The organism is Candidatus Didemnitutus sp. (assembly GCA_019634575.1).
In the GTDB taxonomy this organism is placed as follows: Bacteria; Verrucomicrobiota; Verrucomicrobiia; order Opitutales; family Opitutaceae; genus Didemnitutus.
Genome location: JAHCAY010000001.1, coordinates 457,518 through 472,692, shown reverse-complemented (window position 1 = coordinate 472,692; position 15,175 = coordinate 457,518). Strand labels below are relative to the sequence as shown.

General features: G+C 65.1%; 10 protein-coding genes. 4 read left to right on the top strand and 6 right to left on the bottom strand.

Translation table 11 applies throughout. The features are described from left to right. Positions 1-110 precede the first annotated feature (110 nt). From KF715_01995 to KF715_01985, 3 genes are all read right to left on the bottom strand, one after another. Positions 111-575, bottom strand: a complete 465-nt coding sequence (locus tag KF715_01995) for an RES domain-containing protein (GenBank protein MBX3735435.1) — start codon at positions 573-575, stop codon at positions 111-113. Further along, the gene (locus tag KF715_01990; GenBank protein MBX3735434.1) at positions 572-988 is read right to left on the bottom strand and encodes a DUF2384 domain-containing protein; all 417 of its coding nucleotides are present in this window, start codon (positions 986-988) and stop codon (positions 572-574) included. The genes KF715_01995 and KF715_01990 overlap by 4 nt, the downstream gene beginning before the upstream one ends. Positions 989-1,195: 207 nt before the next feature. Next, positions 1,196-4,093 (bottom strand): alanine--tRNA ligase, encoded by a 2,898-nt coding sequence (locus tag KF715_01985; protein ID MBX3735433.1) that lies wholly within the window; start codon positions 4,091-4,093, stop codon positions 1,196-1,198. Positions 4,094-4,313: 220 nt separating this feature from the next. Between KF715_01985 and KF715_01980 the strand changes: the two genes are divergently transcribed. The 4 genes from KF715_01980 to rdgB all read left to right on the top strand — a co-directional run bounded on the left by KF715_01980 (position 4,314) and on the right by rdgB (position 10,096). Next, on the top strand, positions 4,314-7,379 hold the full coding sequence (locus tag KF715_01980) for a PAS domain S-box protein (GenBank protein MBX3735432.1): 3,066 nt from the start codon (positions 4,314-4,316) through the stop codon (positions 7,377-7,379). 177 nt (positions 7,380-7,556) lie between these two features. Beyond that, complete coding sequence (locus tag KF715_01975; protein ID MBX3735431.1) at positions 7,557-8,201, top strand: MBL fold metallo-hydrolase; 645 nt, start codon at positions 7,557-7,559, stop codon at positions 8,199-8,201. A 19-nt stretch (positions 8,202-8,220) separates the two neighbouring features. Further along, complete coding sequence (gene ribD, locus KF715_01970) at positions 8,221-9,390, top strand: bifunctional diaminohydroxyphosphoribosylaminopyrimidine deaminase/5-amino-6-(5-phosphoribosylamino)uracil reductase RibD (GenBank protein ID MBX3735430.1); 1,170 nt, start codon at positions 8,221-8,223, stop codon at positions 9,388-9,390. Between the two features lie 106 nt (positions 9,391-9,496). Further along, positions 9,497-10,096, top strand: coding sequence for an RdgB/HAM1 family non-canonical purine NTP pyrophosphatase (gene rdgB, locus KF715_01965; GenBank protein MBX3735429.1), 600 nt, complete (start codon positions 9,497-9,499; stop codon positions 10,094-10,096). Positions 10,097-10,181: 85 nt separating this feature from the next. Here the strand turns inward: rdgB and KF715_01960 are convergent, their stop codons facing one another. Genes KF715_01960 through KF715_01950 form a run of 3 tightly spaced genes read right to left on the bottom strand, consistent with a single transcriptional unit; the run spans position 10,182 to position 15,132 of the window. After that, the gene (locus KF715_01960; protein MBX3735428.1) at positions 10,182-13,709 is read right to left on the bottom strand and encodes a hypothetical protein; all 3,528 of its coding nucleotides are present in this window, start codon (positions 13,707-13,709) and stop codon (positions 10,182-10,184) included. 17 nt (positions 13,710-13,726) lie between these two features. Then, on the bottom strand, positions 13,727-14,497 hold the full coding sequence (locus tag KF715_01955) for a prepilin-type N-terminal cleavage/methylation domain-containing protein (GenBank protein MBX3735427.1): 771 nt from the start codon (positions 14,495-14,497) through the stop codon (positions 13,727-13,729). Beyond that, complete coding sequence (locus KF715_01950; GenBank protein ID MBX3735426.1) at positions 14,494-15,132, bottom strand: hypothetical protein; 639 nt, start codon at positions 15,130-15,132, stop codon at positions 14,494-14,496. The genes KF715_01955 and KF715_01950 overlap by 4 nt, the downstream gene beginning before the upstream one ends. Positions 15,133-15,175 lie beyond the last annotated feature (43 nt).

Below are 15,175 nucleotides of genomic sequence, written 5' to 3'. Positions count from 1 at the left end.
GGCGTGATGCCGACGTAGCGGGGCGGGGTCTTTCTGGCCCCGCCGAACTGGCGGCGCGCGTTAGGCCTTGCGGCGGGGTCGGGAGACTCCGTCCTACAACTGCGGCAAACTCAGAGCAAGCGCGGGTCGAAGGCGAACGGCTCCGGCTTCGTGAACACGAGCTTCGCGAATGCCGGGTGTGCGGGATTGACCAGGTAGTTGAACTCGCCCGGCACGACCGCACTCGGCACGCGCAACGCGAGGTGTGTGCCGGACTTCAGCCAGGCCGCGCCGACTTCCTGCGTTTCGGGCGGGTGGGGGAACTGCCGCCAATTCGTCGGAAAGCGCGCCGGCTTCTCGACGGTGCTTTCGGGCAGCGTGGCCGAGACGAAGCTCCATTTGAGGTGGAGCAGTCGGTCGGGCTCGTCGGCATTGGCGAGCACTTCGACGATCGCGAGCGCGCGGGATTCCGCGCAGTAAGCCACGCGCAAGCCGGGCGGCGACCAGCGGCCGCCGTAGAGTTCCGCGCCTTCGCCGGAGAAGGCGGTGGCGGCGTATTTCGCGGCGCAGAGGCGCCAGACGACGAGCGAACTCACGAGAACACGCCGTGCTCGATGCGCCCGAGGACATTTTCCACCTCGCGCGCGCCGGGTTCGGTCTGCGCGTAGTCGAGCGGCGTCTTGCCGCCGAGCGCGAGCAGCTTGGCGTTGAACCAGCTGCGGGTGTTCTCGTCGGTGCCGAAAATCTCCCGGGCGCGATCGAAGAGGCGCATCAGCCGCGCCGCGCGCTCGCCTTCGTGGACCTTGAGACGTGCCTTCTCGGCGACACGGCGGGCGTAGGTGCGCGGCGGGATTTGGATGAGGCGCGCGAGTTCGTCGTTGGTGAAGCCCGCCTGCTTGCCGAACTGCACGATCTCGACGACCGGCAACCCTTCCTCCACGCGGTCTTTCAGCGCGTGGTTATCGTGGAGGTAGTCGGCGATCGCGGCCTTCGTCTTGCGGGCTTTCATGTTCCGAGTATCGGCATTTTCGCAGCTAAGGCAAGGGGTATCTGCCAAATGGCGTAAAGCTTTATGCCAAATGGCGAGGCATGAACGATCAGGGATGAATGGGCGGAGCGCCACGCCGGCGCCACCTGGGTGGCGCAAACAAAAAGGCCGGTCGTGAGACCGGCCTGATGACGGAAATCGACCCGCGCCCGGAGGTCGCGGGCTACCTCACTTGAGAACTTCGGCGAGTTTGGCCGGGTCTTTGCCGCCGCCCATGGCGAAGTCGGGTTTGCCGCCGCCTTTGCCGCCGAGCTTGGCGGAGAGTTCGCTGATGATCTTGCCGGCCTGATGCCCGGCCTTGATCGCGGCAGGCGAGCAGAACGCGACGACGCTGGCCTTGTCCGGGAACGCGGCGCCGAGCGTGACGACGCCTTCGCCGACCTTGTTCAACACTTGGCTCGCGAGCGAGCGGAGCGCGTCGGGATTTTCAGCCGAAACGATCGCGGTGACGAACTTCAGCCCGTCTTTGGTCGTAGCTTTCGCAACGAGTTCCTCGGCGAGACCGGCGGAGGCTTTGGCTTCGAAGGCCTTCAACTTTTGCTCGAGTTCCTTCTGGCGCGCGAAGACGGCTTCGAGTTTCTGCGCGACGTCCTGCACGCCGGCGTTGAGGCGGGCGTTGACGGCTTTGAGCGCGGTTTCCTCGGCGAGGACGAACTCGTAGGCTGGCTGGCCGGCGACGGCTTCGATGCGGCGCGTGCCGGCGGCGACGGCCATCTCGGCAACGACTTTGATCAGGCCGATCTCGCCGGTGGTGGATGTGTGCGTGCCGCCGCAGAGTTCGCGGCTGTAGCCGCCGATGTCGACGACGCGGACGATCTTGCCGTATTTGTCGCCGAAGAAGGCGAGGGTGCCTTCGGGCTTTTTGTCGAACTCGGTCTCGTAGGTCTCGATGACGGCGTTATCGAGCACCTTTTCGTTCACGAGTTGCTCGACCTCCTTGATCTGCGCGGCGGTCATCGCCTCGAAGTGCGAGAAGTCGAAGCGCATGCGGTCCGGCGTCTTTGAGGTGCCGGCCTGGCGGACGTGCGTGCCGAGGACTTTGCGCAGCGCCCAGTGGATCAAGTGCGCGGCGCTGTGATGGCGGGAGATGGCGCGGCGACGTTGCGCGTCGACCGCGAGTTCGGCGGCGGAGTCGCGAGCAAGCTCGCTCCCACAGAGGGCCGCGGAGGCGGGCGAGAGCTTGTGCAGGTGACGGCCGGCCTTGTCCTTCACCGTGTCGACGATGTCGAATTTCTGGTGGTTGATCAGCGCGTGGCCGGTGTCGCCGGCCTGGCCGCCCATTTCGGCGTAGAAGGGCGTCTGGTCGAAGACGAGGAAGGTGTCTTTGTCGGAGTGGACGACTTCGAGGAGCTTCGCCGGGCCGGCGGTCATCGTCTTCGTCATCGTGTAGCCGAGGAAGGTCGTCGGCTTGAGGTCGGCGACGGTGTCGCCCTCTGTGGCGGCGACGATGACTTCCTTCTTCTGCGCGGCGCGGGCGCGGTTGCGCTGTTGCTCCATTTCGATTTCGAAGCCCGTAGCATCGACGGTTATTCCGCGCTCAGTCGCAAGCAACTGGGTCATGTCGAGAGGGAATCCGTAGGTATCGTAGAGTTCGAAGGCGCTTTCGCCTGAGATTTCTGGGGCTTCCCCAAAGATACGAATGGCGAGAGCAATGTCAGGACGGGTCGGGTCAAACGTGACCTCTGGAAGACCAGGCGTTGCCGATCCGGTCGAAGTCTTCGAACCAGGGCGCGTCGGGTTAGTGACCCAAATCTTGTAGTGCTGGATTGCGCCCGATTGAAGTGCGAGAACCTCGATTGAGTCGGCGACCGCTTTGTCGAAAATCTGTAGACCGCGATCCAGCGTTCGCCCGAAGCTCTCTTCCTCGCTGTGGATCACGCGGCGGATCACTTCCTGCTGCTGTTTCAGCTCGGGAAAAACGTGGCCGAGGGACTCGACGACGGGGGCGACGAGTTGGGAGAAGTCGCCGACTTTGAAGCCGAGTTTCTTTCCGTAGAGAATGCCGCGGCGGAGGATGCGGCGGATGACGTAGTTGCGACCGTCGTTGCCCGGCATGATGCCGTCGGCGATCGCGCAGCTCACGCAGCGCGCGTGGTCGGCGAGGACGCGGAAGGCGATGTCGATGTTCTCCTGCTCGGTGAGGCCTTCGCGCTTGGTCGGGACGGTGCCGCGATAGGTTTTGCCGGAGAGCGCGGCGACTTTGGTGAAGAGCGGGGCGAAGACGTCGGAGTTGTAGTTCGAGGGCTCGGCGGAGAAGTCCTTGAAGCCTTTCGTCGTGGCGTAGATGCCGGCGACACGCTCGAAGCCCATGCCGGTGTCGACGTGCTTGGCGGCGAGCGGGGCGAAGGTGCCGTCGGCGTTGGCGTTGAACTGGATGAAGACGTGGTTCCAGATCTCGATGCAGCGCGGCGAGCTCGAGTTCACGAGCGCGCGGCCGGCTTGCTCGTCGTCGGAGGGGAGAAGATTGAAATGGATTTCCGAGCACGGACCGCAGGGGCCGGTGTCGCCCATCATCCAGAAATTGTCCTTCTTGTTGCCGTTGACGATGTGGACGGCGGGATCGAGGCCTTCCTTTTTGAAGAGCTCGGCCCAGATGGCGTAGGCTTCCTCGTCGCGGTCGGCGGGATCGCCCTTGGATTTATCGGGATTATAGATCGTCGCGAAGAGGCGCTTCGGCGGGATGCCCCAGACCTTGGTGATGAGTTCCCAGCCCCAGGTGAGCGACTCCTTCTTGAAGTAGTCGCCGAAGGACCAGTTGCCCAGCATCTCGAACATCGTGTGGTGGTAGGTATCGTAGCCGACGTCCTCGAGGTCGTTGTGTTTGCCGCCGGCGCGGATGCACTTCTGGGTGTCGGCGGCGCGGGTGTCTTTCGCCGGGCGGGCGCCGGCCCACTTGGAGACGTCGGCGGCGCGGTCGCCGAGGAAGATGGGCACGAACTGGTTCATGCCGGCGTTCGTGAAGAGGAGTCCGGGCGAGTCCGGCAGCAGCGGCGACGACGGGACGATCGTGTGGCCGTGGGAGGCGAAGAAATCGAGGAACGACTGGCGGATTTCGGCGGAAGTCATGGCGGGAGACAGAGGACGGAGAACAGAGGACGGTGTGCGAGGCGGCGAGAGCAAATTTGACGCGAAGCGGGATGGAATCCCCTGCCGATAGGGGCATCCGTCCCGGCAATAGGCGAACGAAAGTTTATCGCAAAATGCGGAGTCAGGGATCGAGTTTCGCGATATTCTCCCTACTTTCCCGGCCGCTCGCATTTGCGGAGTGCGAGTGGACGTCTACCCCATGGCTCCCGAAGTCTCACCTGCACCGCTTGCGCCCCCGCCGAAGTCGTATCGGTCGCGGGCGGCCAAAATCGTTTTGGCCTACGCGGGCTTCTCGGCGCTGTGGATCGGTCTGTCGGATCACGTGCTGGCGGCGATGGTGCCGGACCGGGATTTGTTTGCCGATCTCGCGATGATCAAGGGGTGGTTTTTCGTCGTCGTGACCTCGACGCTGCTGTTCTTTTGGCTCCGACAAAGTTTTGGCGAACTGGCGGAGCACATCGCGGCGCGCGGCGCGGCGGAGCGGCTGGCCCGCCAACGCGAGGAGCAGCTGCGCGCACTGGGCGACAACCTGCCGGGCAGCTATGTGTATCGGCTGGTGCGCACGGAGAAGGGACCGCGTTTTCTCTACGCCAGCGCGGGGGTGGAGCGCGTGCACGGGATCACGGTGGAAGCGCTGCTCGCGGATGCGAACGAACTTTTTGGCCAGATCAGTGCGGAAGACGACGCCCGGATCTTCGCGCTGGGCGAACAGAGTTTCCGCACGATGCGGGATTTTGACGTCGAGCTGCGATTCCAACGGGCGGACGGTGTCTGGCGCTGGCTGTCGTTGAAGTCGCGGCCGCACCACACGGAAACACTCGGCGTGGTGTGGGACGGCGTCGCGACGGATATCACCGAGCGGAAGCAGGCTGAGACGGATTTGCGCCTGTCTCGGGCGAAGTTTCTCCAGGCGTTTTCAAACAACCCGGCGGCCATCGCGCTGACGCGGCTCGAGGACGGCCTCGTGCTGGAAGTGAACGACACCTGGGTGGCGCTCACGGGCTATTCGCGCGAGGAGGCGCTCGGTCGCACGGCCCGCCACATCTGGGCCGACCCGGCGTCGGCAACGAAGTTCGTGGCGATGCTGCGCGAGCACGGCGTGGTGCGCGGGTGGGAGGAGACGTTCCGCAAGAAAAACGGAGAACTGTTCACCGCGGAGCTCTCCACGCGTCTGCTGACCTCGGAGGGCGAGGCGACGATCCTGTCCACTCTGGTCGACGTAACGGCGCGCCGACGGCAACAGCGGCGGGTCACGCTGCTGGCGGACATTTCGCGTCGGCTGGTGGTGGGAGACGACCCGCGCTCGTTGGTGCGCGGCATTTTGGCGGACATCGCTCGCGAGTTGGAATGCGACATGTTCGCAAATCACATGGCTTCCGCGAGCGGCAATACCCTGCTGCTGGAGAACTACGGCGGGATGACGGAAGAGCTGTGCGGCAAACTTGCGGTGCTCGACATCGGCGAGTCGCTCGCCGGATTGGTGGCGCAGCGCAAGCAGCCGTTGGTGCTCGCCGACCTGCCCGCGGTGACCTTGCCGCAGGCGCAGGCATTGATCGAGGTCGGGCTGCGCGCCTATTGCGGGCAGCCGCTCCTGGTCGGCGACCGCTTGATCGGCACGATCACGTTCGGCAGCCGGACGCGCGGGCGGTTTGCGGAGGAAGATGTGCGCTTGATGAAGGCGGTCGCCGATCAAGTCGCGACGACGCTCGATAGACTGCAGCTGCACGAGCGGCTGAAACAGAGCGAGGAGCTCTTCCGGCAAATGGCGGAGAATATCGATGCGGTGTTTTGGATGGCCTCGGCGGCAAACAACGAGCTCATCTACGTCAGCCCCGGCTACGAAATCGTTTGGGGACGCACGCGCGAGGCGCTTTACGCCAATCCCCGCGAGTGGTTGGAAGCCATCGTGCCGGAGGATGCGGAGCGCGTCACGACTGCCGTGGCTCGCCAGGCGAGCGGCGGTTATCGCGAGGAATTCCGCATCGTGCGACCCGATGGGAGCGAGCGCTGGATTCTCGATCGGGCCTACCCGATCACGGATCCAAATGGGAAAGTGATTCGCATCGTCGGTGTCGCGCGCGACGTGACGGAGCAGAAGAGTCTCGAGGAGCGTTTCCTGCGCGCGCAACGCATGGAGGCCGTGGGCACGCTCGCGAGCGGCGTGGCACACGATCTGAACAACATCCTCGCGCCGATCCTCATGGTGGCAGGACTGCTCCGCGACCGGCAGATCGACGGCGAGACGCGCCGCTACCTCGAGTTGATGGAGGGATCGGCGCAGCGCGGCGCCGGCATCGTGGCGCAATTGCTGACGTTCAGTCGCGGCATCGGCGGCGAACGCGTTCCGTTGCAGGTCGAACATCTCGTGGTGGAAATCGCGCGGCTGCTGAACGAGACGCTCCCGCGCAACATCGAGGTCGTGCGCGAGTCGGCGCACAGATTGCCGTCGGTGCTCGCGAATCCCACGCAGGTGCACCAGGTGCTGATGAATCTCTGCATCAACGCCCGCGACGCGATGCCGCAGGGCGGTCGCCTCACGCTCGCTGTGGCGGAGCGCGCGGTGGACGCCGCTGTGGCGGCGGCCCACGATCGAGTGCGCGCCGGGCAATTCGTCGTGCTCTCGGTGCAGGACACCGGCCACGGCATGACGCCCGAGTTGCTGCGGCGGATTTTCGATCCGTTCTTCACCACCAAGGAAGTGGGCAAGGGCACTGGGCTCGGCCTGTCGACCGCGGTGGGCATCGTGCGCGGCCATGGCGGCTTCATCGAGGTGGATTCCGCGGCCGGGCGCGGCACGCGTTTCGAGGTCTTCCTGCCGGCGCTCGACTGCGAGAGCTCCGCGGTGCCGGTGGGCGGGGAGGAAGAGTTGCCGCGCGGCAACGGCGAGCGCGTGCTGGTGGTCGACGACGAGGAGGCGATTCGCATCGCGATGCGCGAGGTGCTGGAGAGCGTCGGCTACGAAGTCGTGAACTTTCCGGGCGTGGCCGAGGCGTTGGCGGCTTGGCCACAGCAACGTGAGCGAGTGCGCGTGGTGATCACGGACCTGATGATGCCCGGCGCGCAGGGCTGGGATTTGATCTACGGATTGCGTGCCGACCGGGCAGACGTTCCGGTCATCGTGTGCAGCGGTCTCGGCCAAAGCGTGACGAAGGAGGAGGCTGAACGCGCCGGCGTGCACTGCGTGCTGGCGAAGCCATTCACGGCGCTGACGCTCCTGCGCGAGGTGCGGGCCGCGCTGCTGGCCGGCGGCGTGGCGCGGCAATAGGACGCGCCGACAAATAGTCGGCGCGTGATGCGCGGCCGCGCGCGTCGGCGAAGCGGCGTGGTTCGCGCGGACAGCGCGGAGGAGACGCTCCGCTCGTTCAGGCGCCGCTGCGCGAAGCGACGCGCGGCGCGCCAAATTACGTTTGCGGAACCGCGGGCCGCGCGGATTCTGGCGAACGTGAAAATCTATCCGCTACCTTCCGGCCCGATTCAAACGATCGGCTACCTGCTGACCGAGCCGCAAACCGGCGCGGCCGTGCTGGTGGATGCGCCCGCGGAGGTGTGGGAAAAGGCGCAGCCGATCCTCGCGCGGGACGGATGCCAGCTCGGCGAGCTGTGGCTGACGCACGGACATTGGGACCACACGCAGGATGCCGCGACGATCAAGCGGGCGACCGGCGCCGTGGTGCGCGCGCACGAGGCAGATCGGACGCTCATCGAGACGCCCGAAGTGATGCGCGATTTTCTGATGCCCGGCATCGAACTCGAGGCGGTCAAAATCGACGCCTTCGTGAAGCAAGGCGACCGGCTCGCGGCACTCGGGCGGGAGTTTGAAGTGCGGCACGTGCCCGGGCATTGTCCGGGGAATGTGTTGTTTTACCAAGCCGAGGCAAAGGTCGCTCTCGTCGGCGACGCGTTGTTCAACGGCGGGGTGGGCCGCTGGGATTTGCCGGGCGGAAATTTCGAGCAACTGGCGGAATCGATCCGCGGGCAGATTTATACGCTGCCGGAGGCGACAATCGTGCTCCCGGGGCACGGGCCGCGCACGACCGTGGGCGAGGAGCGGGAGAACAACCCGTTCGTGTCGGCGCTCGCGCGATGACAAGGCAAAGTATGACGCGATGAAGGAGCTCGATCATCAGTGGTTCATGCGCCGCGCCATCGAGGTGGCGAAACGCGGTTGGGGCGACACGCACCCGAATCCGCTCGTGGGCGCGTTGATCGTGGAGAAAGGCGAGATCGTCTCCGAGGGACATCATGCGAAGGCGGGCGAGGCGCACGCGGAGATCAATGCGCTGCGCGCGCTCGGCCGCCGCCCGCATCCCGGCGCGACGCTTTACGTGACACTCGAGCCGTGTTGCACCCACGGCCGCACGCCGCCGTGCACAGACGCGATCATCGAGCACCAATTCGCGCAGGTCGTGGTCGGCGCCACCGATCCGAATCCGGCGCACGCGGGGCACGGCTTCGAGATCCTGCGCGCGGCGGGCATCGAGGTGATTCGCGGCGTGCTGGCGGCCGAGTGCGAGGACCTGAATCTGATTTTCAACCGCTGGATCACGACGCAGCAGCCGCTGTTTGCGGCCAAGGCCGGCGTGACGCTCGATGGCAAGGTCGCGACGCGCCTCGGCGAGTCGAAGTGGATCACGGGCGAGTCGGCGCGGGCCAACGGGCACTTGTGGCGCCGATATTTTCCGGCGATCGCGGTGGGCGCGGGGACCTTGCGCGCGGACAATCCGCGGCTGACGTCGCGGCTGCCGGTCGGCGAGTGGTGTCCGGTGCGCTTCGTCTTCGACGGGTTGCTGCGCAGCGTGCTCGATAAGGCGATGCCGAACCTCTACACGGACGAGTTTCGCGAGCGCACGATCGTGGTGACGACCTCGCACGGCGGCCTCGGCTACATGAGGAAATTGAACGCGATGGGTGTGCGCACCTGGGTGCTGTCGAATGCGTCGCCGAAGGTGTCATTCGCGGATTTCCGGAAGAAGTGCGCGGAGGAGGGCATCACCGGGGTGTTCTTCGAGGGCGGCGCGCAGCTCGTGAGCGAGCTGTTGCAGGCGCGCGAGCTCGACTATCTGTTCAGCTATCAGGCGCCGGTGCTGTTCGGCGACGACAAGGGCAAGACGATCTTCCGCGGCTTACGCACGGAGCATCTGGCGAACGCGGTGCGGCTCGAACGCGTGCGGCACGAGACGCTCGGCGAGGACGTGCTGACCCGCGGGTTCGTGAAGTATCCGGAGAAGATGTTCGTCGACGAGGCGACGTTCAGCAAACGAAGTCTCGTCGAGTGAAGGGGCCGTCGCGGCGCAGCCAAACTGTGGACGCGAGCTTGCTCGCGATATGGTTCGAGCGTCGTCGCGAGCAAGCTCGCTCCCACACGGAATCCATTCATCGACCATGATCATCCATCTCGCATCGGGTAATAAGCACAAGGCGCAGGAAATGCAGCGGCTCGCGGACGAGACGCCGGCGAGCGCGGCGTTGGGCGTGCGCGTGGTGCCGGCGGAAAAGATGCCGGCAGTCGAGGAGGACACGGGCACTTTCATCGGCAACGCGCGCAAGAAGGCGATGGCGTTGCAGGCGACGCTGGCGGCGGATGCGTGGGTGCTGGCGGATGACAGCGGCGTGTGCGTCGATGCGCTCGGCGGCGCGCCGGGCGTGGAGTCGGCTTACTACGCGGGGCCGCAGGGCGACGCGGCGGCGAATTTGCGGAAGCTGACAGAGGTGATGCGCGCAGTGCCGGAGGGGAAGCGCGCGGCGCGCTTCGTGTGCGTGCTGCTGTTGCGCGGACCGGGCGGCGTGGAACAGGTTTTCGAGGGACGTTGCGAGGGCGTGCTGGGCCGGGAGCCGCGCGGCGGAAAGGGATTCGGCTACGATCCGCTGTTCGTGCCGGAGGGATTTGCGTGCACTTACGCCGAGTTGAGCGAGAGCGAGAAGAACGCGATCAGCCACCGCGGCCGCGCGTGGGCGCAGCTGGCGCAGTGGCTGGCGAAGTAGGGACGCTTCCAGCTTCCCTTGGCCGGAGGCGGGAGCAGGATGCTCCCGCTACTTTGAGCGGCGATGACGTCGCACTCGCGGTGGATCAGTGCAGGCCCGTGATCGTCGTTTTCAGGGATTCGTATTCGCTGGACGTGAGCTCGGTGTAGTGGAGGCGCTGGGCGTTGAGGAGGATGGGCTCGAGGGGGACGTCGTGGTGCTCGTCGCGGAGGCTTTCGTGCAGGCCCCAGAAGCGGCCGGCGCCGGTGTAGATGCGGATACTCCACGGCTCGGTGGCGACTTCGCTGGCGAACATCGCGACCATCGAGCCGCGGATGTAGAGGCCGATTTGCGTGCCGCCGGAGCTCCATTGCTCGAGCAAGCGCGGGTAGTTGTGGACGCCACCGCTGTGCTGGTGCGTGGTGGTCTCGACGATGCCGGTGAGGAGGCAGGCAGAGACTTCGGTTTCGCTGGCTTCGAACTTGTAGTCGCGGGTTGTCGTGCTGGCGCCGCTGGTGCTGGTGCCTTGGAAGGGGGTGGGCGGGAGCGCGACGCTTTGATTGGTGCCGTCCATTGAGTTGCTCGAACTGGGATTGGAAGTCTGCCAGGAGGTCGAATAGGGCGCGCTGCTGGTTTGGTCGGAGCGCGTGTTGCCGCTTAGCGCGTCACACCAGCCGGAGGTCTGCGTGTAGACGTAGGGCGTCGCGGCGTTGCCGCTGCCGCTCTGGGTAAATTCGGGTTGAGAGAGGATCGTGATGGCGTCGCCCATGACGGCGGTGAGGTATTCGCTGGAAGATTCGGGATAGCGTCCGCTGTAGCCGCCGGGGTTGGTGTTGGAGTTGCTGTTGGAGTTGATGGTGCCATCAGCGTTGAAGTGGCCTACAATGTAGAGAGCGTCGTTGGTGGTGAAACTGAGGCCGGTGTAGCCGCTGGTGGTGATGGAGGCGACGGGGCCGCGGCCGTTGATGAGGCGGACGCCGGAGTCGAGTCGTGAGGGCACGCCGGCGGTTTGGACTTTGCCGGCGGTGCTCTCGGCGTCGACCGAATGGACGTAGACCGTGATGCCGTCGAACCAAGGTGTGTTGCTGCCCGCGACGAAAAGGGCGGAACCGGGCACGGCAGTGGGAGTGCTGTCGGCGTAGTAAATCTTGAAGGGGTCGGCGGTGACGGTGTCGCTGGCGGAGAGCCAGTAGGCGCTCTGGTCGTTGCTCGGCGAGAGACCGGCGATGCTGCTTTGCTTTACCCAGGTGAAAGTGCGGGTGAGCGTCGTGGTGCCTTTGGCGGCGGTGAAGACGACGGTGCCGGTGGTCGTGCCGGCGGTGGTGGAGATGCCGGTGAGCCAGAAACGATTGAAGCCGTCGCCGTTGCCGTAGACGCCTTTGCTGAGGACGCTGGAACTGGTGCTGCCGAATCCGCCGACGGAGCTGCCGGTGACGGTGAACGTGAAGGTCCAGTTTGGCGTGTCCTCCACGCCGTCGACGTAGACGTGGAGGTCGGTGTAGGCGTTGGTGAAGAGGAAGCCGCCGGTGTTGCTCGTGGAGGGGACGATGACGCGGTCGTTGGAGAGCGAGAAGATATTCGCGCCGGCGCCGGCGCGGTCGATCGTGACGGGAATGATCTGCTGGTCGAGGAGGACGGTGGTGCCGCCGGCAAGGTAGTGGCTGACGCGGATGCCAGTAATGCCGGCGGGGGGCGTGAAAGAGTGCGCCGATTCGTCGGTGCTGGACGACTCGACGTTGGTCCAGGCAGCACCTTCCAGACCGCCGGCGGAACTCGGGGTGCTCGTCGTGGTCGCGATGACGAAGCGACCGGAATATGCGGCTGGCGTGCCGCTGACGCCGGTTTGCTTGGTGCTGCCGATGAGGATCGAGCTGGGCGCGTAGGCGGTGGATTGCGAGCGCTGGACGACGTCGACGGAATTGGTGGAGGAAAAATTGTTGAACAAGCTGCCGGTGCCGAGGCCGAGTGCAGCGCTGCTGGCGGCGCTGTTGAAGATGGAAGTGCTCCAGTTGGTGCTGTTGGGGCGCGCGGGGTTGAAGACGGTGCTGGTGGTCGCGCCGTTGAGTGTGCGATCGACTGCCATCTTGAAGCGGGTCATGTCGAAATCGATTTTGGAGATCGGGCGCGGGGCGAAAGGATTCGTGCTGCGGCTGAACGGGTGGCCGTTGCTGTTGGTGGCGCGCCGCAGGTCGTAGAAGAACGCATCCTGGAAAGTGTAGGTGTTGCTGGAGTAAGTGGGCGCGGAGCTGTCGGCGTAGCCGGTATCGGCGAGGTCGACGGGGTTGCTCGGATCCGGAGCACCGATGGTGGCGGGGCGGGCCTTGGGGATGCGGAGAACTTGGTTGGAGCCGACGGAAGTGTCGGTGCGGTAGGCGTTGGGGAGAAGGTTGACGGTGGCGTTGTTGGCGCCGTAGGAGGGCTGGCCGGGGAGGACAACTTCGGTGAGGGTGTGCGAGCCGTCGGTGTTGACGGTGTTGAGCCAGCAACGATAGGAGCGGGCGCGCATGGAGACGGTGGTGGCGTCCGGGAGTGTGCCGGTGCGGGCTTCGTCGTCGGGATTGACGATGATGTAGAGGCCGGCGCGGCGGGAAAATTTGTTCTGCACCATGCCGGCGGTGTCGGAGGTCGCGGCGGGTTCGACGATGTAGCGGCCGCCGTTGTCGGTGGCGGTGTTGTCGATACCGGGGAGGACGAGCTCGGTGACGCCGTGGACGCTGGTGCGGAAATTGCCGCCGTAGCTCGAGGTGGCGAAGGATTTGAAGTTGGCGAGTTGCGAGGCGGTGGGCGTGGAGCTGCTGCTGCCGCTGTTGGACGAGTAGAAGTGATCGCGCCAGATGCTGCCGCTGTAGATGTTGGTCGCGGAGCCGGCGGGGTTCTGGAAATAGAGCGCACCGGAGCCGCCGGGGCCGGTGTCGGCGGTATCACTTTCGTTGTAGATCGTGCCCTTGTAGCCGGTGTTGGCGAAGAAGCCGCCTTTGGCGGTGACGCGGTCGGTGAAGCGGATGGTGTTGGCGAAACCGGATTGGCTGCGGGAGATGAAATTGCCGTTCGAGTGGACGGGGCCGCTGATCGTCATGTTCGCGCCAGGCGAAACCTCGAGGTCCTTGTTGTAGAAGATGGCGAACTGGAAAAGCGGAATCTCGGTGACGGAAAGTTGCTGGCGCGCGTAGGCAGTGACGCCGCCGACGGCGGTGTGCGACATGGCGGACTTGGCGATGATGTCGACGTTGCCGCTGGCGACTTGGAGGCCGAAGTTCGGATCGCTCGTGTCGGTGACCGGGTGGAGATCGACGGTGCTGGTGAGGCCGGCGTAGGTCTCCGAATCGGCGGGTGCGGAGAAGTCCGTGGTGAGCACGCTATCAGGCGGCAGATAGATATCGGAGAAGCGGCGCGTGCTGAGGTTGCGGATTTTATAGAGCTTCGTGGTGATCTGTTCCGAGCCGTAGAGGGCGACGTTCTCGGCCATGTTGCGGGCGCGAAGGACGAGGCGCTGGCGCTCGTTGGAACGGCGTTCGCTGACGGTGTATCTCAGGACGCTGCCGGTGAGCAGCGCCAACATGAAGATGAAGAAAATGACGACGATGAGCGCGGAGCCGCGGCGAGCGCGGAGAGCGGCGGCGGAGGGCGAAGGCATGGGCGTGTGCATGGGGATCATTTCCGCGGGGAGATCGTGTAGTTGAAGCTGGAGCTGGAGAGCAGGTTGTTGGTCGCGGTGCCGTTGATGACCTCGACGTTCACGGAGACGCTGTAGTTCGTGGGCGTGTCGGCGTCGGTCTCGGTCGCGAAGATCGGGTAGTAGTAGGCGGGATTGGAGCCGGCTTGGAGGCGACCGCGCGTGCTGCCGACGATCTGACGCGAGCGGGTGATCGCGGGTGTGGTGCGGAGGTTGACGGTGTTGAGCAGCGTCGTGATTGGACTGGGGGTGCCGGTGGCGCCGTAGTCCTGACTCTCGTAATAACGGATCGGCGCGCGCACGCTCGTGTCGGCGGCGACGCGGTAATAGATGCGGAATTGGCGGACGTTTGAGGTGTTGTCGTCGGTGTCGACGCGCGACACGAGGACGACGCAATCGCCATACGCGAGCTGTGTGCCGTAAGCGTCGGATTGGAGGGTCGAGACGTCCGTCGCGAGGTTCACGCTGCCGTCGAGCGCCTGGTAATTCGGGAAGACGTAGAACTCGGTGGAGTCGAGCGTCTCCTTCGACATCTGGGCGATGAAGTAGCGGAGCGAAGCATTGGTCGCGAGGCGCTCGGTGTCGCGATACATGACTTTCAGTCCCATGACGAAGATGCTCATGGCGCCGCCCATCGCCATGCCGACGATGGTCATCGAGATGAGCGCTTCGACGAGGGTGAAGCCGCGTGTGGAGCGAGAGGGCGAGCGGGACGCGCGGCTGGAAACGGGAGACGGGGAAGTTTTCATTGGTCGAAGCGCGTGCGGAGGAACACTTCGCGGTCGATCGCGGTGCGCGTGCGCGCGCCGTCGACGTAGGTGTAGGAGTAGACGAGGGTGATTTTCTTCACGTCGCTGACGTCGCGCGTGACGTCGGGGATCTCGTCGATCCACATCCAGAGGTGGAGGGTGAGCGGTTGCGACGAGGTGCCGCTGACGCTTGAAAGTGCGAGCGGGCCGATGATGTTGTCGGGGACGTCGAGGCTCGTCGCCGTGGCCGTGTCCGCCGGCCGAGTCGTGGGTGCACCGCCGGTGGTCTTGCACTGAAGCCAGGTGACTTGGTCCTGATTGAGGCGAACCCGGATGTAGGGCGCGGCTTTGCCGGAGCCAGGGAAGGCATCATAGGTGGCCTGATCGGCATCAGTGGCGGTGCTGGGAACGAGGGTCGTGTAGTCGAAGGTTTTGATTTGTTCGACGATGCCGTAGACCAAACTCGTCGCGGCGGCGTGCAGCACGCTGGACTCGGTGACGCGACGCGATTGGATGAACGCCCCGAGAAAGCCGAGAAGCGTGGTGGCCATGAGAGTCATGGCGAACATCGTCTCAACCAGCGTCAGGCCGCGGCGGCTGCGGTGGCGGGCGACGGACAAAGGCTTTGTTGGCATGCGGCCATTATGCCTGCACCGGCATGAAGCCGATATGGCCTTA